The sequence below is a fragment of the Cryobacterium mannosilyticum genome, assembly GCF_004402705.1.
GTDB classification, from domain to species: Bacteria; Actinomycetota; Actinomycetes; order Actinomycetales; family Microbacteriaceae; genus Cryobacterium; species Cryobacterium mannosilyticum.
Genome location: NZ_SOFM01000021.1, coordinates 69,593 through 83,785 on the forward strand (window position 1 = coordinate 69,593; position 14,193 = coordinate 83,785).

The window sequence follows — 14,193 nt, forward strand, 5'->3', positions numbered from 1 at the left end:
ACATCCGAACTAGTCTTCGCGGCGTTCCCACGGCCAGAGCGGGCGGCCGTGCTCGCCCACACGGGAGGCGAGCAGCCAGGAGTAGGCCAGTGTGACGACGACGGCGAGGATGCCGGTGGCCAGGGAGAACGGGCTGAGCAGCATCGTCGCGCTGAAGGTGAGCACGTGGAACGGCTGCCCGTCGCCCGCCGCGTACAGAATCGCGCCGGTGACGATGAAGATGCCGAATGCGGCGATCCCGGCCGCGAAGGAGAAGCCGACGGCGACGCGCTGCCGGTCGGGCCGGGTGGCCACGCCGAGCGTGAGCATGAGCACGAACACCAGCAGCACGGCGGCGGCGGCCATGCTCGGGCCGACAAGCGGGCCGGCATCCGGTTCGCTGATCACGTCAAGGTTCGTGGCGAGGCTGATCATGCCGAAGGCCGCCACGATCAACGCGCCGTAGAGCACCGCTGCGAAGACCGCGACGACCGTCGCGTACTTCTGGTAGTCACGCATCGCTCCCCCTGTCCGCGTCTAGTGCGAGTGTAGCCGGACGACGCGGAGCCTGTGCCCGTTCTGGGTGCAGACGTGTGCTGTGCCCACGGGCTAGTCTTGCCCCCACCAGCACCGCGGTCGTTGCGGTTGCCCTGGCCGGGCGGAGGACTGAGCGTGAACCTGTTCCGACGCACGAAAGCCCTGCCCAGGGCGGGTGAGCACCGCGCCACGGCCATCACGGAGACCGAGCCGACTCCCGCACCTCCGCGCCATCTCCTGGTGCCCGCCGTAAAGGTCGGCGACCTGGAGTCTGAGGCCCTGCGGCACCGGGCCGCCAATGCGTTGGTCGGCAAGCACCTCACGCCCCCCGATCCGGCCTCCCCCGAGTCCGAGGTCGATCTCGGGATCGCACCAGTGCCGATTCCCGAGCCCGGTTGGCAGCCCGTTCCCCTGGCCGCCAACCGCGGCCGCTTCTTCCAGAGCCCGACTCCGGTCGGCACGGGATTCATCCTCGAGCGCGACGAGGCCAAGGCGGTCCTGGATGACTGGTCCATTCCGTATTCCGACGTGGTGCGGCCGTACCTGACCAGTGAGGACCTGGCCGACGATCCCGGCCAGCGACCCCGACGCTGGATCATCGACTTCGGCCAGAGAGAGCTGGACGAGGCGGCACGGTTTCCGCGGGCACTCGTGATCGTTCAGGAGCGGGTGAAGCCTGAGCGCGAGACCAACGCGGATGAGATCTTCCGAGCCCGCTGGTGGCTTTTCGGACGCCCGCGGCTTCCCATGCGGGCAGCCCTCGAGCCGCTCGCGCGCTATGCGGTGCTCGGATCACTCGGCAGACGGATGCTCGTGGCGTGGGCGCATCCGTGGATCGTGGCCGGCAATTCGACCCTGATTTTCGCCGGGGCCGACGACTACAGCATGGGCATTCTGCTGTCGGGCGCCTACGACACCTGGGCCCGCGCCGGCACCCTGGCGGGCGCCCTGCTCAACACTCCGACGGCGGCCCTGGCCGCCTTCCCCTGGCCGGATCCGGTCGGAGCCGGCCGCCGGGACGCTGTCGCGGCAGCCTGCATCGCCCTGTACCGGCGCCGGAGTGAGCTCTGCCGGGAACACGGCATCGGGCTGAGTCGGCTGTACGGCATGACCTGGCCCGAGGACAACCCCGATCTCGCGGAGCTGCACCGACGCCTCGACGACGCCGTGGCGGACGCTTACGGCTGGGAGCCGTCGATCTCGGCCCACCCCGCCCAGATTCTAGAGCGTCTGCTGCAGCTGAACCGGGACGTGACGGACGGGCGTCGCCCCTACTCGCCGTTCACATCGGGCGGCTGATTCCCTGCGGTGGCGCGCGGCGCTCCCGCCTAACGGAGGAGCGCCGCACGCCGCAGGAGGCTCAGTTGGAGCGGATGCCCTGGGGTCCGTCGGCGAGCACGCGGTCGTACTCGGCCTTCGCCGCGGCGTTGCGCTCGGTGACCGAGCGGCCGCGTCGGGCGATCCAGGCGCCGGTCCAGATCGGCACCTCACGGGCCACCACGGCGGCGGCGATCGCGCCCGGGTTCAGCCACTGCTGGCTGACGAAGCGGTAGGCCTCGTCGGGCGTGAAGTTCCACGCCTGCACGCTGAGCAGGGCCGCCCCGATGTAGGAGAAGTAGACGACGACGGCCACCAGGAAGCCGAAGAGCACGTAGGCCCACCAGCCGCCGCGGTTGACGATCGCGACCAGCAGGGCGAAGCCGAGGAAGAAGAAGATCACCGGCACGTAGAAGATCGGCAGCACGATGAAGTCGGTGAACTTCGCCGTGGTGTCGGCGAGCGAGCCGCTGCCGATGCCGGAGAGCGCCAGTGCGACGAGGGCGTAGAGCGCCGCGAAGACGGCCGTGCCGAGGAGCCCGATCAGGATGCCGGCGCCGCGGTTGCCCTTGTACCTGGGCGCGGTGGGCGCCTGGATGTACACCGGGGGCTGCACGGTGGTGTTCGTCGGCGTGTAGGCCTGGGTCGGCTCGGTCGACTGGGTGTACGGGGGCTGTTCGCGGGTGGGCGCGTCGTCGCTGGCGAGCGTGGCGGCACCGGTGCCGCCGACCGTGGCGGCCGGCACGTAGGTGTCGCGCTTGACCGAGTCGGCGGAGACCGGCGCGGGAGCGTAGGCCTGGGTGGCGGCCGAATCGGGCGCATCGTAGGAGATCGGCTGGCCGATCGGCGCGCCCGGGTGCGCCTGCTCGGGGTTGGTCTGCTCGGCAGGGTGGGCGGATGCCGCGGGTGCCGCGCCGTCGCGGGCGTCTGCCTCGCGGCGGGCCGTTTCGGGGTCGACGCCGACGGGGCCGGTCTCGTGGCGTCCGGTGGTGGTTGCCGAGGCATCCGTGTCGGGGTTGGTGTTGCCGTCGTTGGGCGTGGTGTCGCTCATGCTGCACTCCTCACGGGCCTGGCGGCCGTAGTTCTCTGCAGCAACCATAGCAATGCGCGTGCGGCGCGCCGGTGAAGCGCAGGGCAAAGTCTGGTGGCGGGGTCCGTCGGGTCGCGTCTGGGCGCGCATTTGACCCTCGCAGCGCCCACCCCGCGTCGAAATCTACCTTTTCGGTCAAACCCGGCTTGCACGCCGGTCGGTTTCGACCGAAAAGGTAGGTCTCGGGAGATGGCGGGCTATTTGGCCGGGGCCGGGGCCGAAGCGGACGCGGGCGTCGCGGGCGGGACCAGCACGTAGACGAGGCCGGAGATCGTGGCGTTGAGTATTCCTCGGGCGGACGGTGCGGCGCCAGCACTGCCCTTCTCTGTTGAAGCAACTGCCGCCAGCGGGTCGGCCTCAGTCGTGGTCAATCCCGAAAGCAAGAAGAGCCTCGGGCCGGTCTGGAGCCCACTGACGAAATCGAGAACGCGGTCGTAGTCGCCCTTGATCGTGATCTGCAGGGCGAGGGAGGCAAAATTCCCCGCCGTGATCCGCGGGTCTGCGACAGGGGGGATTCCTCCGGTTGCGGGAACTGCCGGCGCGGCCGCGGCATCGGTTGGGGCCGGTGCGGGGCTAGCCGCCGCGCCAGCGGCTGGCGCCTCAGCGGCGGGTGCGATGGCGGCCGGCGCCACGACCGGTGCGTACGCCACGGCGTCCGCGACTACCATCCCGGTGATGGACACCTGGGACTGGACAGCGAGGGATGACAACTGATCGACGAAGGCCGGCATCTCGGTGCCGTCCGGAACCGACAGGTTGAGGGGCGCCAACTCTGCCCGCACCTTGTCGATGCCGGCGAAGTCGTCCTTGAGTCGAGCAAGCACGACGGACTGTGCCCGGTTCGAGGCTTCCACGGACAGGCGTTCCGCATTCGCGGTCGAGGCGACCTTGAGCTGCGGCTGGATCCCGAGAAGGAATCCGAACGCGAGGATGGCCCCCATGAGCAGCACGGATCCGATGACCCAGAGTCTGTTCTTATCCACAGCTACTTCTCCTTCGCGGCGAAACGTTCGGCAAATGCGGCGTCGTTGATGTGCATCGTGATGTCGACGGTGTATATCCCGGTGGCCTCGTCAAGGAGCAGCTGGCCGGGCAGGGCATCCGCGAACCCGGGGAGCGCTGCAAGCCCGGTCAGCCAGGTGGGCACGTCGGGCAGGGAATTGCTGGTCGCGCTGAACGTCACGGTGGCGACCCGTGCCCCCTGCAGCGGAGCGGTCGGCTGTTCGTAGACGAGGATTGGGGTGGCCGAATCAACCGTGACCGACTTGATCGAGACGCTGGGCGGCAGCGTGGCCTGGACTCCCTGAAGGTAGGGTTTCCAGTCGATCTCGGTCGACACTCCCACCCTTTGCGCCGCCTTCACGAGGTCGACCTGAGCCTGCGCCGTGCGCACTTCGCCGTACTTTGTCTGTTCGGCGAGCAGTCCGGCCGTATGCGACTGTTCGGCCAGCAGCCCAAGCTGCGCCTGGGCGGAGAGCACTGTAGCGGCACCGATGCCCGCGGCCACGACAACCAGCAGACCGACGACGCCGATTCCCAGGCCACGCCTGATGGCCTTTGCCTTGCGGCGCTTGAGGACCTCGGGAGGCAGCAGGTCGACCCGGGGCTCCCCGCCGATGAGCAGCTCGTCGCCGGAAACGTTGCGGCTCATGCGTTACTCCCCAGTGCCAGGCCCAGTGCGACGAGGTATGTCCCCTGGGTTTCCTTGAGGGCTTCCGCGTTCACACCCCGGCCAAGCCCGATCGTGCCGGCCACGTCCGGAGCCAGTACGGGCAGCCGTGTCACCTCGGTCAGCGCCTCGGCGAAGCCCCTCAGCCGGGCACCTCCCCCAGTGAGAACGATTCGGGTCACCGGCACGTTCTGACGCGTGTTCACGAAGTAGTTGACGGTGTTCCTGAGGCTATTAAGCAATTCGGTGGTGACTTCCCTAATCACCGTGACGGCCGCCTCGTTGCCGGGAGCCGCCTCCGCCAGCCCCAGGGACCGTTTGAGTTCCTCGGCCTCATCGGCCGTGATCGTGAGACGCAGCATGAGCGCCTGCGTCAGGTCGTCCCCGCCGGTGGGGATGAGGCGCACGAATTGGGGCACGCCGGCATAGCTGACGACGACGGTCGTGGTGCCCGCGCCGACATCGATCTGCACGACCGGGTCATCCGTTCGTGCACCGCGAAAAATCGACCTGCTCAAAGCGAACGGGATCAGGTCCACTTCGACCGGCGTGAGCCCGGCAAGCTCGACGGCTTTCACGTTGCCGAGCACGGCGTCCTTCACCGCGGCCACGAGCAAACCGTTGATCTGAGGGCCGCCTTCACCCTCGGTTTCGGAGATCGGGTAGAAGTCAAGCAAAGCGTCAGCAACGGGAACGGAGAGCATGTCCTGCACCTGAAACGGCAGAGACTCCCGGATCCGTTTGATCGACATTTTCGGCACGGTCAGATCGCGCGCGAGCACCCGGTGATTGCCCATGCCGAGAACCACGTTCTTGCTCTTGAACCCGCCACTCGACCATAGCTGTTTGATTGCGGCCGCTACGGTGTTTGGTTCGAGCACCTCGCCGCGGCTGACCGCGCCTTCCGGAAGGGGCACTTGGTGGTAGCGCACGAGCAGCGGGTTGGCCTTGCCCGCGTCGCTCACCTCCACGGCGCGCACGGCGACACTTCCGATGTCGATTCCTACGACGTTTGCAGTCATTGATTCTCCCAATACAGACGTGCGGTCATGCCAAACCGAACAGAGAGAGATAACCCGTCGCTATCGCCCCACCACCGAATATTCCCAGCCATGCCCCGGCGAGCATCCACGGACCGAACGGGATGCCGCTCTTCCGATTCGCCCTGCGGGTCATGATTAGGACAAGACTAAACAGTCCACCGAGCAAGAACGCGGCGAACGCGCCGACGACCAGCGGAGCCCAGCCTAGCCATCCCAGAAAAAGTCCCAGAATGCCGGCGAGCTTCACATCTCCGAACCCCATGCCGCCCGGGTACAGAAGTGCCATCAAGAGATACAGGCCGAAAAGTGCCCCCCCGCCGATTAGAGCCGACAGCAGTCGTTCGGGCGCACCGGCCAGAAGCGCGGCCGAGGTCAACAGCACAGCGCCCACCGGGTAGGCCGGCAGAACGATCCGGTTCGGCAGTGTGTGGGTGTCGAGATCGATCAGTGCAAGTGCGACGCTTACCGCAGCGAGGTAGAGGAAGGCCACCATTGTGAGGGCCGCCGCCGCTACCACTGTGTCAATCATTCCGGCGGCGGATACGAGCTCTCCGAACGAGCCGAGCCCGGTGGTCGAGCTGAGCCCGGTGGTCGAGCTTGTCGAGACCCCGGACAGCACCCACCAGGCAACAACACCGAAGAACACCGCCGTGCCCAATTCGACCAGCGGATATCGCGCCGAAATCCCCGTCGCACAGTCACGGCAGCGCCCACGCAGCAGAAGCCAGGAAAGCACTGGGATGTTGTCCCACGGACGGATCTGGGCCGCGCACGACCCGCAGGCGCTGGGTGGCGACACAATCGATCGTCCGGCCGGGACCCGGAATACAACGACGTTCAGGAATGACCCGATGAGTAGCCCGAAACCTCCGAGAAGAACGGCCGGAACAATCATCACCCGACGAGATCCCGAGACGAGACCAGAGTGCCCAAGACCGGCGGCGACCCCGAGGATCCACCGGGAGTATAGGTGCCGGCACCGAGGTCGGCACCCGGGAGTCCAACTCCGATGTACCCGAAGACCGCGTTGTTCCAGTTGGAGATGGTGCCCGCATACATCTGTCCCCGCCAGGTGAACCCATTCCCGGTGCTGATGCCACACGGCGTGTACAACATCGCGATGATCGGCGCGTCAATCTGCAGATTGTTCCCGATCGTGAAGTTGCCCTGGCCCGGGCTGCAGGTCGCCGTGTTCCCAGCGGGAACAAGGTCAGGCGTGATGAACCACACGCGATGCACGGCAGCAGTCGATGACCTGAAATTCATGCTGTTGGCAAAGGTGAATTTCTTTGCGACCACCACGAGGTCATTGGATAGCGTGACATCACCTGAGTCGGACACACCGCCACAGTTGAGCGCATTGAAGATTATCGGGTTCGCACCGTTATTCTGCGGGAGAGGGCAGTTTCCGGCCGTTGTCGGTCGAATGTTCTCGTCGAAGAGCACCCCCGCTGAGGTCATCCAGTCGTTGCGGTTGTAGCCGAACTCGGTCCACACCGGCACGGTAGGCATTGGCATTGTTGGGTTCCACCGTGCAAGCGGGTGCGAAGGGGGTCTGCTGCCCGATGCCCTCAAGATCCCCCCGATCGTGCCCCCGGGCGGCGGGAACGTCGTCGTTCCGAATGCCCATGCGTCTTGGGTGACGGTGCAGCTCTTGAGCGAGATTGAGCCTGTGACGACGACCACACTTCCGGTGATCACGGTGTTGTTGTCACAGTCGAGATTGCCGGTTTTGACCTGAATGGCCGGAACGGTGGCCGATGAGGTGATGAGCCCTCCGTTGTTGAAGTTCGCGCCGTTGGCCAGGTAGATGGCCGCTCCGCTAGAAACTGTGCCCGGCGTCAGCGCCGGGGTATACGGGTAGATGGCCTCGACCGTGCTGGTGTCACCTGACGACGCCCCACTCACCCCTAAGGATTGCGAAGTACCTGTGGACGTGATCTTGACCTGCGAGGCTACCGTGCAACTCACCGGAGTGCCGGCAGCGTTCAGGTATTCGACTGTGGCGGAGTATTTTGGATTCGCGCTCGAGGCAAACGTCGCCGGACAGCTCCCAGCGCCGGACATTCCGGCTACGACGACCGAGACGCCCGCTTCCGCCGCAGCGCGCGACTGCACCAGGGCTTTGTTGCTACTCGTAACGCCAAGCCCGTTCACGGTCGCGGCAGTGATCGTCAGGCCGATCACCACGGTAACCGCCATCACCCCGATCACGGCCATCAACGCGCTCCCACGTTCACGAACTCGGTGAGCGTCAAGTCTCGAGGTCAGAAGCATGGCAGTCCCACCAATCCGGTCACGGGTACAGGCACGGGCAGAGGTTGAAGACTGGTCGACGAACTGCTGATGCGCACGGGCCGACCATTAACAGTACTGACATCGAGATTGAGAGTGACACCTCGGGGGTTCACAGCGGGGGTCGACGTGAAGACAGCCCCTGTCGAAACCCGTTGCATGCCAGTGCCAAGCAGAGTCCAGGTGGCAATATTCGCTGCCGTCGCGGGGATGAGTGCGGCCGACCTCGTCGTGCGCACTTCTCCTCCACCGAAGTACCAGGCCTGGCAAAACCAAGTCTGCGGCGAAGTTAGGCTGGCGGTTCGGACAGTCAGAAGCTCGGTACCTGGACTCGGCGCCGTGATCTTGAGCGCACTGGCGTTGCGCACACCCTGTCCGACTGATTGGGCGACGAGCTGACCGGCGTTGCTCGCCTGAGTCGCATTTCGGACTCTGCGTTCGGAGCTGAGAGAGTTGATCAGGAGACCACCGACGATCAAAAGCACAACTACGGCAAGCACCATGTAGACGAGAAGTTCTATCAGCGTCGTGCCGGCGTCTGTGGGCCGGGGAATCGCGTGTCGTGCTTTCGGAGCCATCAGGGAACCCTCAGATACACCAGGGTGGTTGCGGTCACCGGAGTGTACGTTTGGCCGGGAGCGGAGATCGACACTGTCACTGTAACGCTCACCGTTCTGGGATAGCTCGCCGCACTGGACGGGCAGGAGGCCACAGTGTGCGCCCGCTGGTAGCTCGTGCCCCGGCCGTCAGAAGTGGCCGGAACCGAGGGTGAGGACCCATACGCCGTCAAGGCCAGACAGGTGTCGCCTGCCGTCCTCACGAGAACGAGCTCCTGATCCAGCATCTGGGTTGCGGTGGCGACAGTCGAATTTCGTTCTGAGGACCGCAACGAGATGATCAGGAGCGGGAGGAAGGCAACGGCGAGCGTGCCGAGGAGGAGCATCGAGATCACGATCTCGATCAGACCGAACCCACGCTCGGCCCGCTGGGGGTGCTCAACGGAGGTGATCTGGAGCTTCTTCACGGTCGGGTCCGGTCTGCCAGGTAGCTAAAGGAGATGCAAGAGTGGGAGAACCGAATGGGGAACCGCATGCAGTCCCCCATTCGGATCTATTCAGGACCAGCCCCTGGTGGTTACGGGCACACGCCCGCGGTCACCCCAGTGCTGTCCGTGATGCGGAATTTCGTGGCACCCGAACTCTTACTCACCCCGTCGATGCAGAAGGCGGTGCCAGATGCCGCCGGCGCGGGCGTCTTGAATGCGATGGAGAGCGTGTTGTCGCTCTTGGCGAACCCGTACTTAGCAAGGCCCGTTCCGGCTGCCGCATCGAATGTCGGCGCAACAGTCGCACCGTCAGTGAAGTAGGAGACGACGGCGATTTTCGCCGTCGCGAGGTCTGACTTGACCCCACCGTCCTTGGCCGAGTCCTGCTGGCCCAAGAAGATCGGGATTGCGATCGCGGCGAGAATCCCGATGATGATGACGACGACCAGGAGCTCAATGAGAGTGAAGCCCTTTTCCTTCCGGCCGAGTTCTGAACGCTTGCGGGCAAGCGCTTCCGTGATGCTGCGAATCATGTGAATGTCCTTTGCTGGATGGGTGCTGGGAAAGGCGACTGCGTTGCCTGTATTGAGCTTATGGTCCTGCGGTTGGGGCTATAGCCCACGAACAGGGGTGTTTGGTGCAGAACGCACCCCCAGTCCGGGGCTGGCTATTTGATGTATTCGAAGATGCTGAACATGGGCATGTAGAGAGCCACGATCATTCCACCGACCACGACCCCGATGAAGGCGATCATCAGGGGTTCGATCAGCGCCGTGAGCTGCTCAGCCGTGGCCTGCACCTCTTGGTCGTAAAAGTCCGCGATCTTGCCGAGCATCTGTTGGAGGGCGCCGGCGTCTTCGCCCACCGCGATCATCTGGACGACCATTGCTGGAAAGACAGGTTCCAACGCAAGGGGCCCGGCGATCGACTTGCCCTGGCGTACGGACTCCTGCACCTTATGCAGAGCCGACTCCACGACCCAGTTTCCTGACGTCTCGCCGACGATGTTGAGCGATTGCAGAATTGGAACGCCCGCGCCGATCATTGTCGAGAAGTTGCGGCTGAAGCGGGCGATAGCCAGCTTTGTCAGCAAGGGCCCGAAGACGGGAAGTTTGAGCTTCACCGGGTCCAGGACCTTGCGCACTCGATCAGTGTTCTTATTCTTGCGCCACCAAACCGCAAAGGCGATTCCGCCGACAATGAGCACAGGAAGGAGCCAAACCATGGTTTTCGAGAGCACGACGAGTATCTGGGTAGGCAGCGGGAGCTCACCGCCAAACCCCTTGAACATCTTCTCGAAGACCGGAACGATGAAGGTCAGCATGCCGATGACGGCGACAACAGCCATGATAAGAACAATGATCGGGTACGCCAGTGCCGACTTGATAGTGTCACGCAGCTTCCCTTCTGACTCAAAGTTGCCGGCTACTGAGTTGAGCGAGTTCTCAAGGAATCCGCCCGTCTCACCGGCCCTGATCAGGTTGATCATGATGGGCGGGAACACGGTGGAGTGCTTGCCCATCGCTTCGGAAAGCGAGACTCCGGTCTCGACGTCATTGCGGATCGACGTGAGAATCTTCGCGAGGTCTTTGTTCTCCGTCTGCTCCGAAAGAATATTCAGTGTGCGGAGCAGCGAGAGCCCTGCCGAAGTCATGGTCGCCATCTGCCGGCTCATGATGGCCAGGTCTTTGAGGCTGATGCTCTTGTTGAACCCGGGGATTTTGATGTCCATGTTGAGGCCTGTGCCCACCTCAACCTCGGCGACCGAGATCGGCGTCAACCCCATCGCCCGCACCCGCGACATGGCCATGCTCTCTGTGCCGGCATCCAGGCGCCCCTTGACGACCTTGCCGGCGACGTTGCGTCCCTTGTAGGCGAACGCCAGGCTGGTCGCCATCACTGAGCCCTGGGCGAGTAGGAATCGCCGAAGTCGATGCCCTTCGCCCCGCTGACGGATGCTTCGACATGGTCGACCCGGCGGATAAGCTGGTTGAGACCCTCTAGGTCCTGCGCCTTCTCCTCGGCCGATGCCCGGGAGATCAGTCCCGCGTCTACGAGCTCGGCCAGGTGCTGATCCATGGTGTGCATGCCCAGGGCCTTACCGGCCTGCATCGAGGAAGCGACCTGGTAGGTCTTTCCCTCGCGAATCAGGTTGGCCACGGCGGAAGTCGTGACCATCACCTCGGTGGCGACGACCCGGCCTCCACCGATCTTCTTGACCAGGGTCTGACAGACCACGCCCTGCAGGGTGGCGGCGAGCTGCGCGCGCACCTGCCCCTGTTGGTGCGGCGGGAACACGTCGATGACACGGTCGATGGTCTGGGCAGCAGACTGCGTGTGCAGGGTGGCGAAGACGAGGTGGCCGGTCTCGGCGGCGGTCAGGGCGACCGAGATCGTCTCCAGGTCGCGCAGCTCGCCGATCAGGATCACGTCGGGGTCCTGGCGCAGCACGTGCTTCAACGCAGCGGCGAAGCTGTGGGTGTCGTGGCCCACCTCGCGCTGGTTCACCAGCGACTTCTGGTGTCTGTGCAGAAACTCGATCGGGTCCTCGACCGTCACGATGTGGTCGGCTCTCGTACGGTTGACGAGGTCGATCAGCGCGGCCAGGGTGGTGGACTTGCCCGAACCGGTCGGGCCGGTGACCAGCACGAGCCCACGCGGCAGCTTGGCGAACTGGCTCACCGTCTCGGGGATACCGAGGTCCTTGAGCGGCTTGATCTCGCGCGGGATAAGCCGGAAGGCCCCGCCGATCGAGTTGCGCTGGTAGTAGTAGTTGACGCGAAAGCGCGCCCCGCCGGCCGTGTAGGCGAAGTCAAGCTCGAGTTCCTCCTCGAACTGTGCGCGCTGCTTGGGCGAGAGGATGCTGTAGAGCGCCGAGGTGACCTTGTCACCCATCCAGCGGGACTCACCCTCGATCGGCCGGAGGCCACCGTCGACGCGGATACTCGGCGGGGCGCCGACCGTGATGTGAAGGTCGGACGCACCGGTGTCGAGCACCTCGGCCAGTGCATTCAGCAGATCGAGGTCCGAGACCTCATTGTCGGTGCTCCTGGTGCGGGAGCGTCGGCCTGTTGTCTCGACCGGACCGGTGTCCGAGTCCGCCGGGAGAACGGCGGTCTCCAGCGGGTGGGCGTGCGCGACATCCGTAATGTGCGTTTCAACAACCGGAATTTCGGCAAGAACTTCAGTCGAGTCGTCGAGACCGTCCGGTTCGGGATCGCCGAGGCTCCAGCTGCCGCCGGCAGCCCCGGGCGGTGTCACCGGGATTTCGTAAATTGGCTGGCTCATGCAGATGTCCCCTTCAGCACTATGCGACCACTCGCAAGATTTCTTCGATCGATGTCAAACCCAGTTGCGCCTTGGCCCAGCCGTCTTCGCGGAGCGTGATCATGCCCTGTTCGCGCGCGACCCGGCCGATTTCGGCGCTGGACGAGCGGGACACGGCGAGGCGCTCGATCTCCTCGGTCACCGTCATCACCTCGTGCACGGCGATCCGGCCGCGGTAGCCGGTCTTCGAACAATGCGAGCAGCCGACCGGTCCGTATATCGTCGGCAGCGGTCGCTCCGGGTCGAACGCGAAGCGCAACCGGGTCAGGTACTCCGCCGTCAGCACGGACGGCTTCTTGCACTTGTCGCAGAGGCGTCGGGCCAGCCGCTGGGCGACCACGCAGTCCAGGGCGGACCCGACCAGGAACGGTTCGATGCCCATCTCCGTGAGCCGGGTGATCGCGCTCGGCGCGTCGTTGGTGTGCAGGGTCGACAGCACGAGGTGCCCGGTCAGCGACGCCTCGATGGCGATCTGCGCGGTCTCGTGGTCGCGGATCTCACCCAGCAGCACGACATCCGGGTCGCTGCGCAGGATGCTGCGGAGCGCGCTGGCGAAGGTGAGGCCGGCCTTCGGGTTCACCTGCACCTGGTTGATGCCCGCCATGCGGTACTCGACCGGGTCTTCAACTGTGATCACGTTGATCTCGGGGCGGGCGACGGCTCCCAGGGTCGTGTAGAGGGTGGTCGACTTGCCCGAACCCGTCGGACCGGTGATCAGAATCATGCCGTAGGGCTTGGAGTAGGAGGTCTTGTAGGCCTCGAAGTTGTAGTCCAGGAGAGCCAGCGCGCGCACGTCCAGGGTCGTGTTCGAGTTGTCGAGAATTCGCATGACGACCTTCTCGCCCCACACGGTGGGCAGGGTCGCGACGCGCAGGTCGATCTGGCGGCCGGCGTGGCGCACGGTCATGCGGCCGTCCTGCGGTTTACGCCGCTCGGCGATATCGATGTCGCTCATGATCTTGAGCCGCGAAATGACGCCGTTCTGGATGCTCTTGGGCGCGGTCTGCATCTCGTGCAGCACGCCGTCGATGCGGTAGCGCACCCGCAGGCTGTGCTCGCCGGGTTCGATGTGGATGTCGGACGCCATGTCCTGGATGGCCTGGCTGACCAGCAGGTTCACGAACCGCACGATCGGGGCGTCGTCGTCAATGGAGTCCGAGACGCCGAAGGATGAGCTCTCGGCGGCGGCGTTCTCTTCCTCCAGGGTGGAGGTCAGGTCGCTGAGTTCGTCGTCGGCGCGGTGGTAGCGGGTGATCGCGGCGAGCAGGTCGCCACGTTCGGCGACCACCTGGGTGACGCGCATCCGTGACGCCTCGCGCACGTCGTCGACGGCGAAGACGTTGCCGGGGTCGACCATGGCCAGGATGAGCCGGCCGTTGTCGACCGCGATCGGAATGACCTCGTGGCGTTTGCAGACCGCGACCGGCACCAGCGAGACCGCCAGGCGGTCGACCGGGTAGTCGGCCAGCTCGACGAAGGGGAGGTTGGCCTGCTGCGCTCGGGCCTTGGCGAATTGCACCTCGGTGATGACGCCCTTGGTGACGAGGGCGCGCACGGCGGTCTCGTCGGCCGGGTCGCCCGCCATCAAATGGTCGAGTTCCTCGATCGGGAGCAGACCGTGCAGGATCAGAATCTCGGTGAGGCTGGCCACGCGAACCTCTCCCGGACTGTAGAGCGCTGCTGGAACTGCGAGTGCTTGCAGCAGGGTGAAGCGGCACTCGAAATGTAATGGGTAACGAAAAACGGTATCCCGCCGGGGTGCCGCCGACCAGTCCCGCGATCAGGGGGTACGGGGGTGAAACGGTACGTACCCAGGGATTCACTTCGCTGAACCGTACTTGAAGAGTAGCGCCCCTTCATCAAGTCGTAGACGCGACGCGCAAGACCTCCT

Annotated in this window: 13 protein-coding genes; 1 reads left to right on the forward strand and 12 read right to left on the reverse strand. The window is 65.0% G+C overall.

Features of this window, described 5'->3' with window-relative positions:
- Nucleotides 1-9: 9 nt before the first annotated feature.
- Nucleotides 10-498 carry a DUF6121 family protein gene (locus E3O32_RS07795; RefSeq protein ID WP_134508260.1) on the reverse strand — a complete coding sequence of 163 codons (489 nt, stop codon included), beginning with the start codon at nucleotides 496-498 and terminating at the stop codon, nucleotides 10-12.
- A 153-nt stretch (nucleotides 499-651) separates the two neighbouring features.
- Here E3O32_RS07795 and E3O32_RS07800 point away from each other — a divergent pair, with 153 nt between their 5' ends.
- Entirely contained in the window at nucleotides 652-1,815 is a 1,164-nt protein-coding gene (locus tag E3O32_RS07800) for a DNA methyltransferase family protein (RefSeq protein WP_134508262.1), read from the forward strand.
- A gap of 61 nt (nucleotides 1,816-1,876) precedes the next feature.
- On the opposite strand, the gene E3O32_RS07805 is transcribed toward E3O32_RS07800, so the two are convergent.
- From E3O32_RS07805 to E3O32_RS07855, 11 genes are all read right to left on the reverse strand, one after another.
- Nucleotides 1,877-2,884, reverse strand: a complete 1,008-nt coding sequence (locus tag E3O32_RS07805; protein ID WP_134508263.1) for a tripartite tricarboxylate transporter TctB family protein — start codon at nucleotides 2,882-2,884, stop codon at nucleotides 1,877-1,879.
- Nucleotides 2,885-3,120: 236 nt separating this feature from the next.
- Nucleotides 3,121-3,906: a hypothetical protein gene (locus E3O32_RS07810; RefSeq protein WP_134508265.1), complete on the reverse strand. Its 786-nt coding sequence runs from the start codon at nucleotides 3,904-3,906 to the stop codon at nucleotides 3,121-3,123.
- A gap of 2 nt (nucleotides 3,907-3,908) precedes the next feature.
- Nucleotides 3,909-4,574, reverse strand: a complete 666-nt coding sequence (locus tag E3O32_RS07815; protein ID WP_134508267.1) for a hypothetical protein — start codon at nucleotides 4,572-4,574, stop codon at nucleotides 3,909-3,911.
- Nucleotides 4,571-5,614 (reverse strand): type IV pilus assembly protein PilM, encoded by a 1,044-nt coding sequence (gene pilM / locus E3O32_RS07820; protein WP_134508269.1) that lies wholly within the window; start codon nucleotides 5,612-5,614, stop codon nucleotides 4,571-4,573. Before pilM ends, E3O32_RS07815 begins: the two co-directional genes overlap by 4 nt.
- 25 nt (nucleotides 5,615-5,639) lie before the next feature.
- Complete coding sequence (locus E3O32_RS07825; protein ID WP_134508365.1) at nucleotides 5,640-6,530, reverse strand: prepilin peptidase; 891 nt, start codon at nucleotides 6,528-6,530, stop codon at nucleotides 5,640-5,642.
- The gene (locus E3O32_RS07830; RefSeq protein WP_134508271.1) at nucleotides 6,530-7,858 is read right to left on the reverse strand and encodes a hypothetical protein; all 1,329 of its coding nucleotides are present in this window, start codon (nucleotides 7,856-7,858) and stop codon (nucleotides 6,530-6,532) included. Before E3O32_RS07830 ends, E3O32_RS07825 begins: the two co-directional genes overlap by 1 nt.
- A 649-nt stretch (nucleotides 7,859-8,507) precedes the next feature.
- The gene (locus E3O32_RS07835) at nucleotides 8,508-8,954 is read right to left on the reverse strand and encodes a type II secretion system protein (protein WP_134508273.1); all 447 of its coding nucleotides are present in this window, start codon (nucleotides 8,952-8,954) and stop codon (nucleotides 8,508-8,510) included.
- A 110-nt stretch (nucleotides 8,955-9,064) separates the two neighbouring features.
- On the reverse strand, nucleotides 9,065-9,508 hold the full coding sequence (locus E3O32_RS17750; protein WP_134508275.1) for a type II secretion system protein: 444 nt from the start codon (nucleotides 9,506-9,508) through the stop codon (nucleotides 9,065-9,067).
- A gap of 134 nt (nucleotides 9,509-9,642) precedes the next feature.
- Nucleotides 9,643-10,872 (reverse strand): type II secretion system F family protein, encoded by a 1,230-nt coding sequence (locus E3O32_RS07845; protein ID WP_134508277.1) that lies wholly within the window; start codon nucleotides 10,870-10,872, stop codon nucleotides 9,643-9,645.
- Nucleotides 10,872-12,263, reverse strand: a complete 1,392-nt coding sequence (locus E3O32_RS07850; RefSeq protein ID WP_134508279.1) for a type IV pilus twitching motility protein PilT — start codon at nucleotides 12,261-12,263, stop codon at nucleotides 10,872-10,874. The genes E3O32_RS07845 and E3O32_RS07850 overlap by 1 nt, the downstream gene beginning before the upstream one ends.
- A 19-nt stretch (nucleotides 12,264-12,282) precedes the next feature.
- Nucleotides 12,283-13,953 carry a GspE/PulE family protein gene (locus tag E3O32_RS07855; protein WP_134508281.1) on the reverse strand — a complete coding sequence of 557 codons (1,671 nt, stop codon included), beginning with the start codon at nucleotides 13,951-13,953 and terminating at the stop codon, nucleotides 12,283-12,285.
- Nucleotides 13,954-14,193 lie beyond the last annotated feature (240 nt).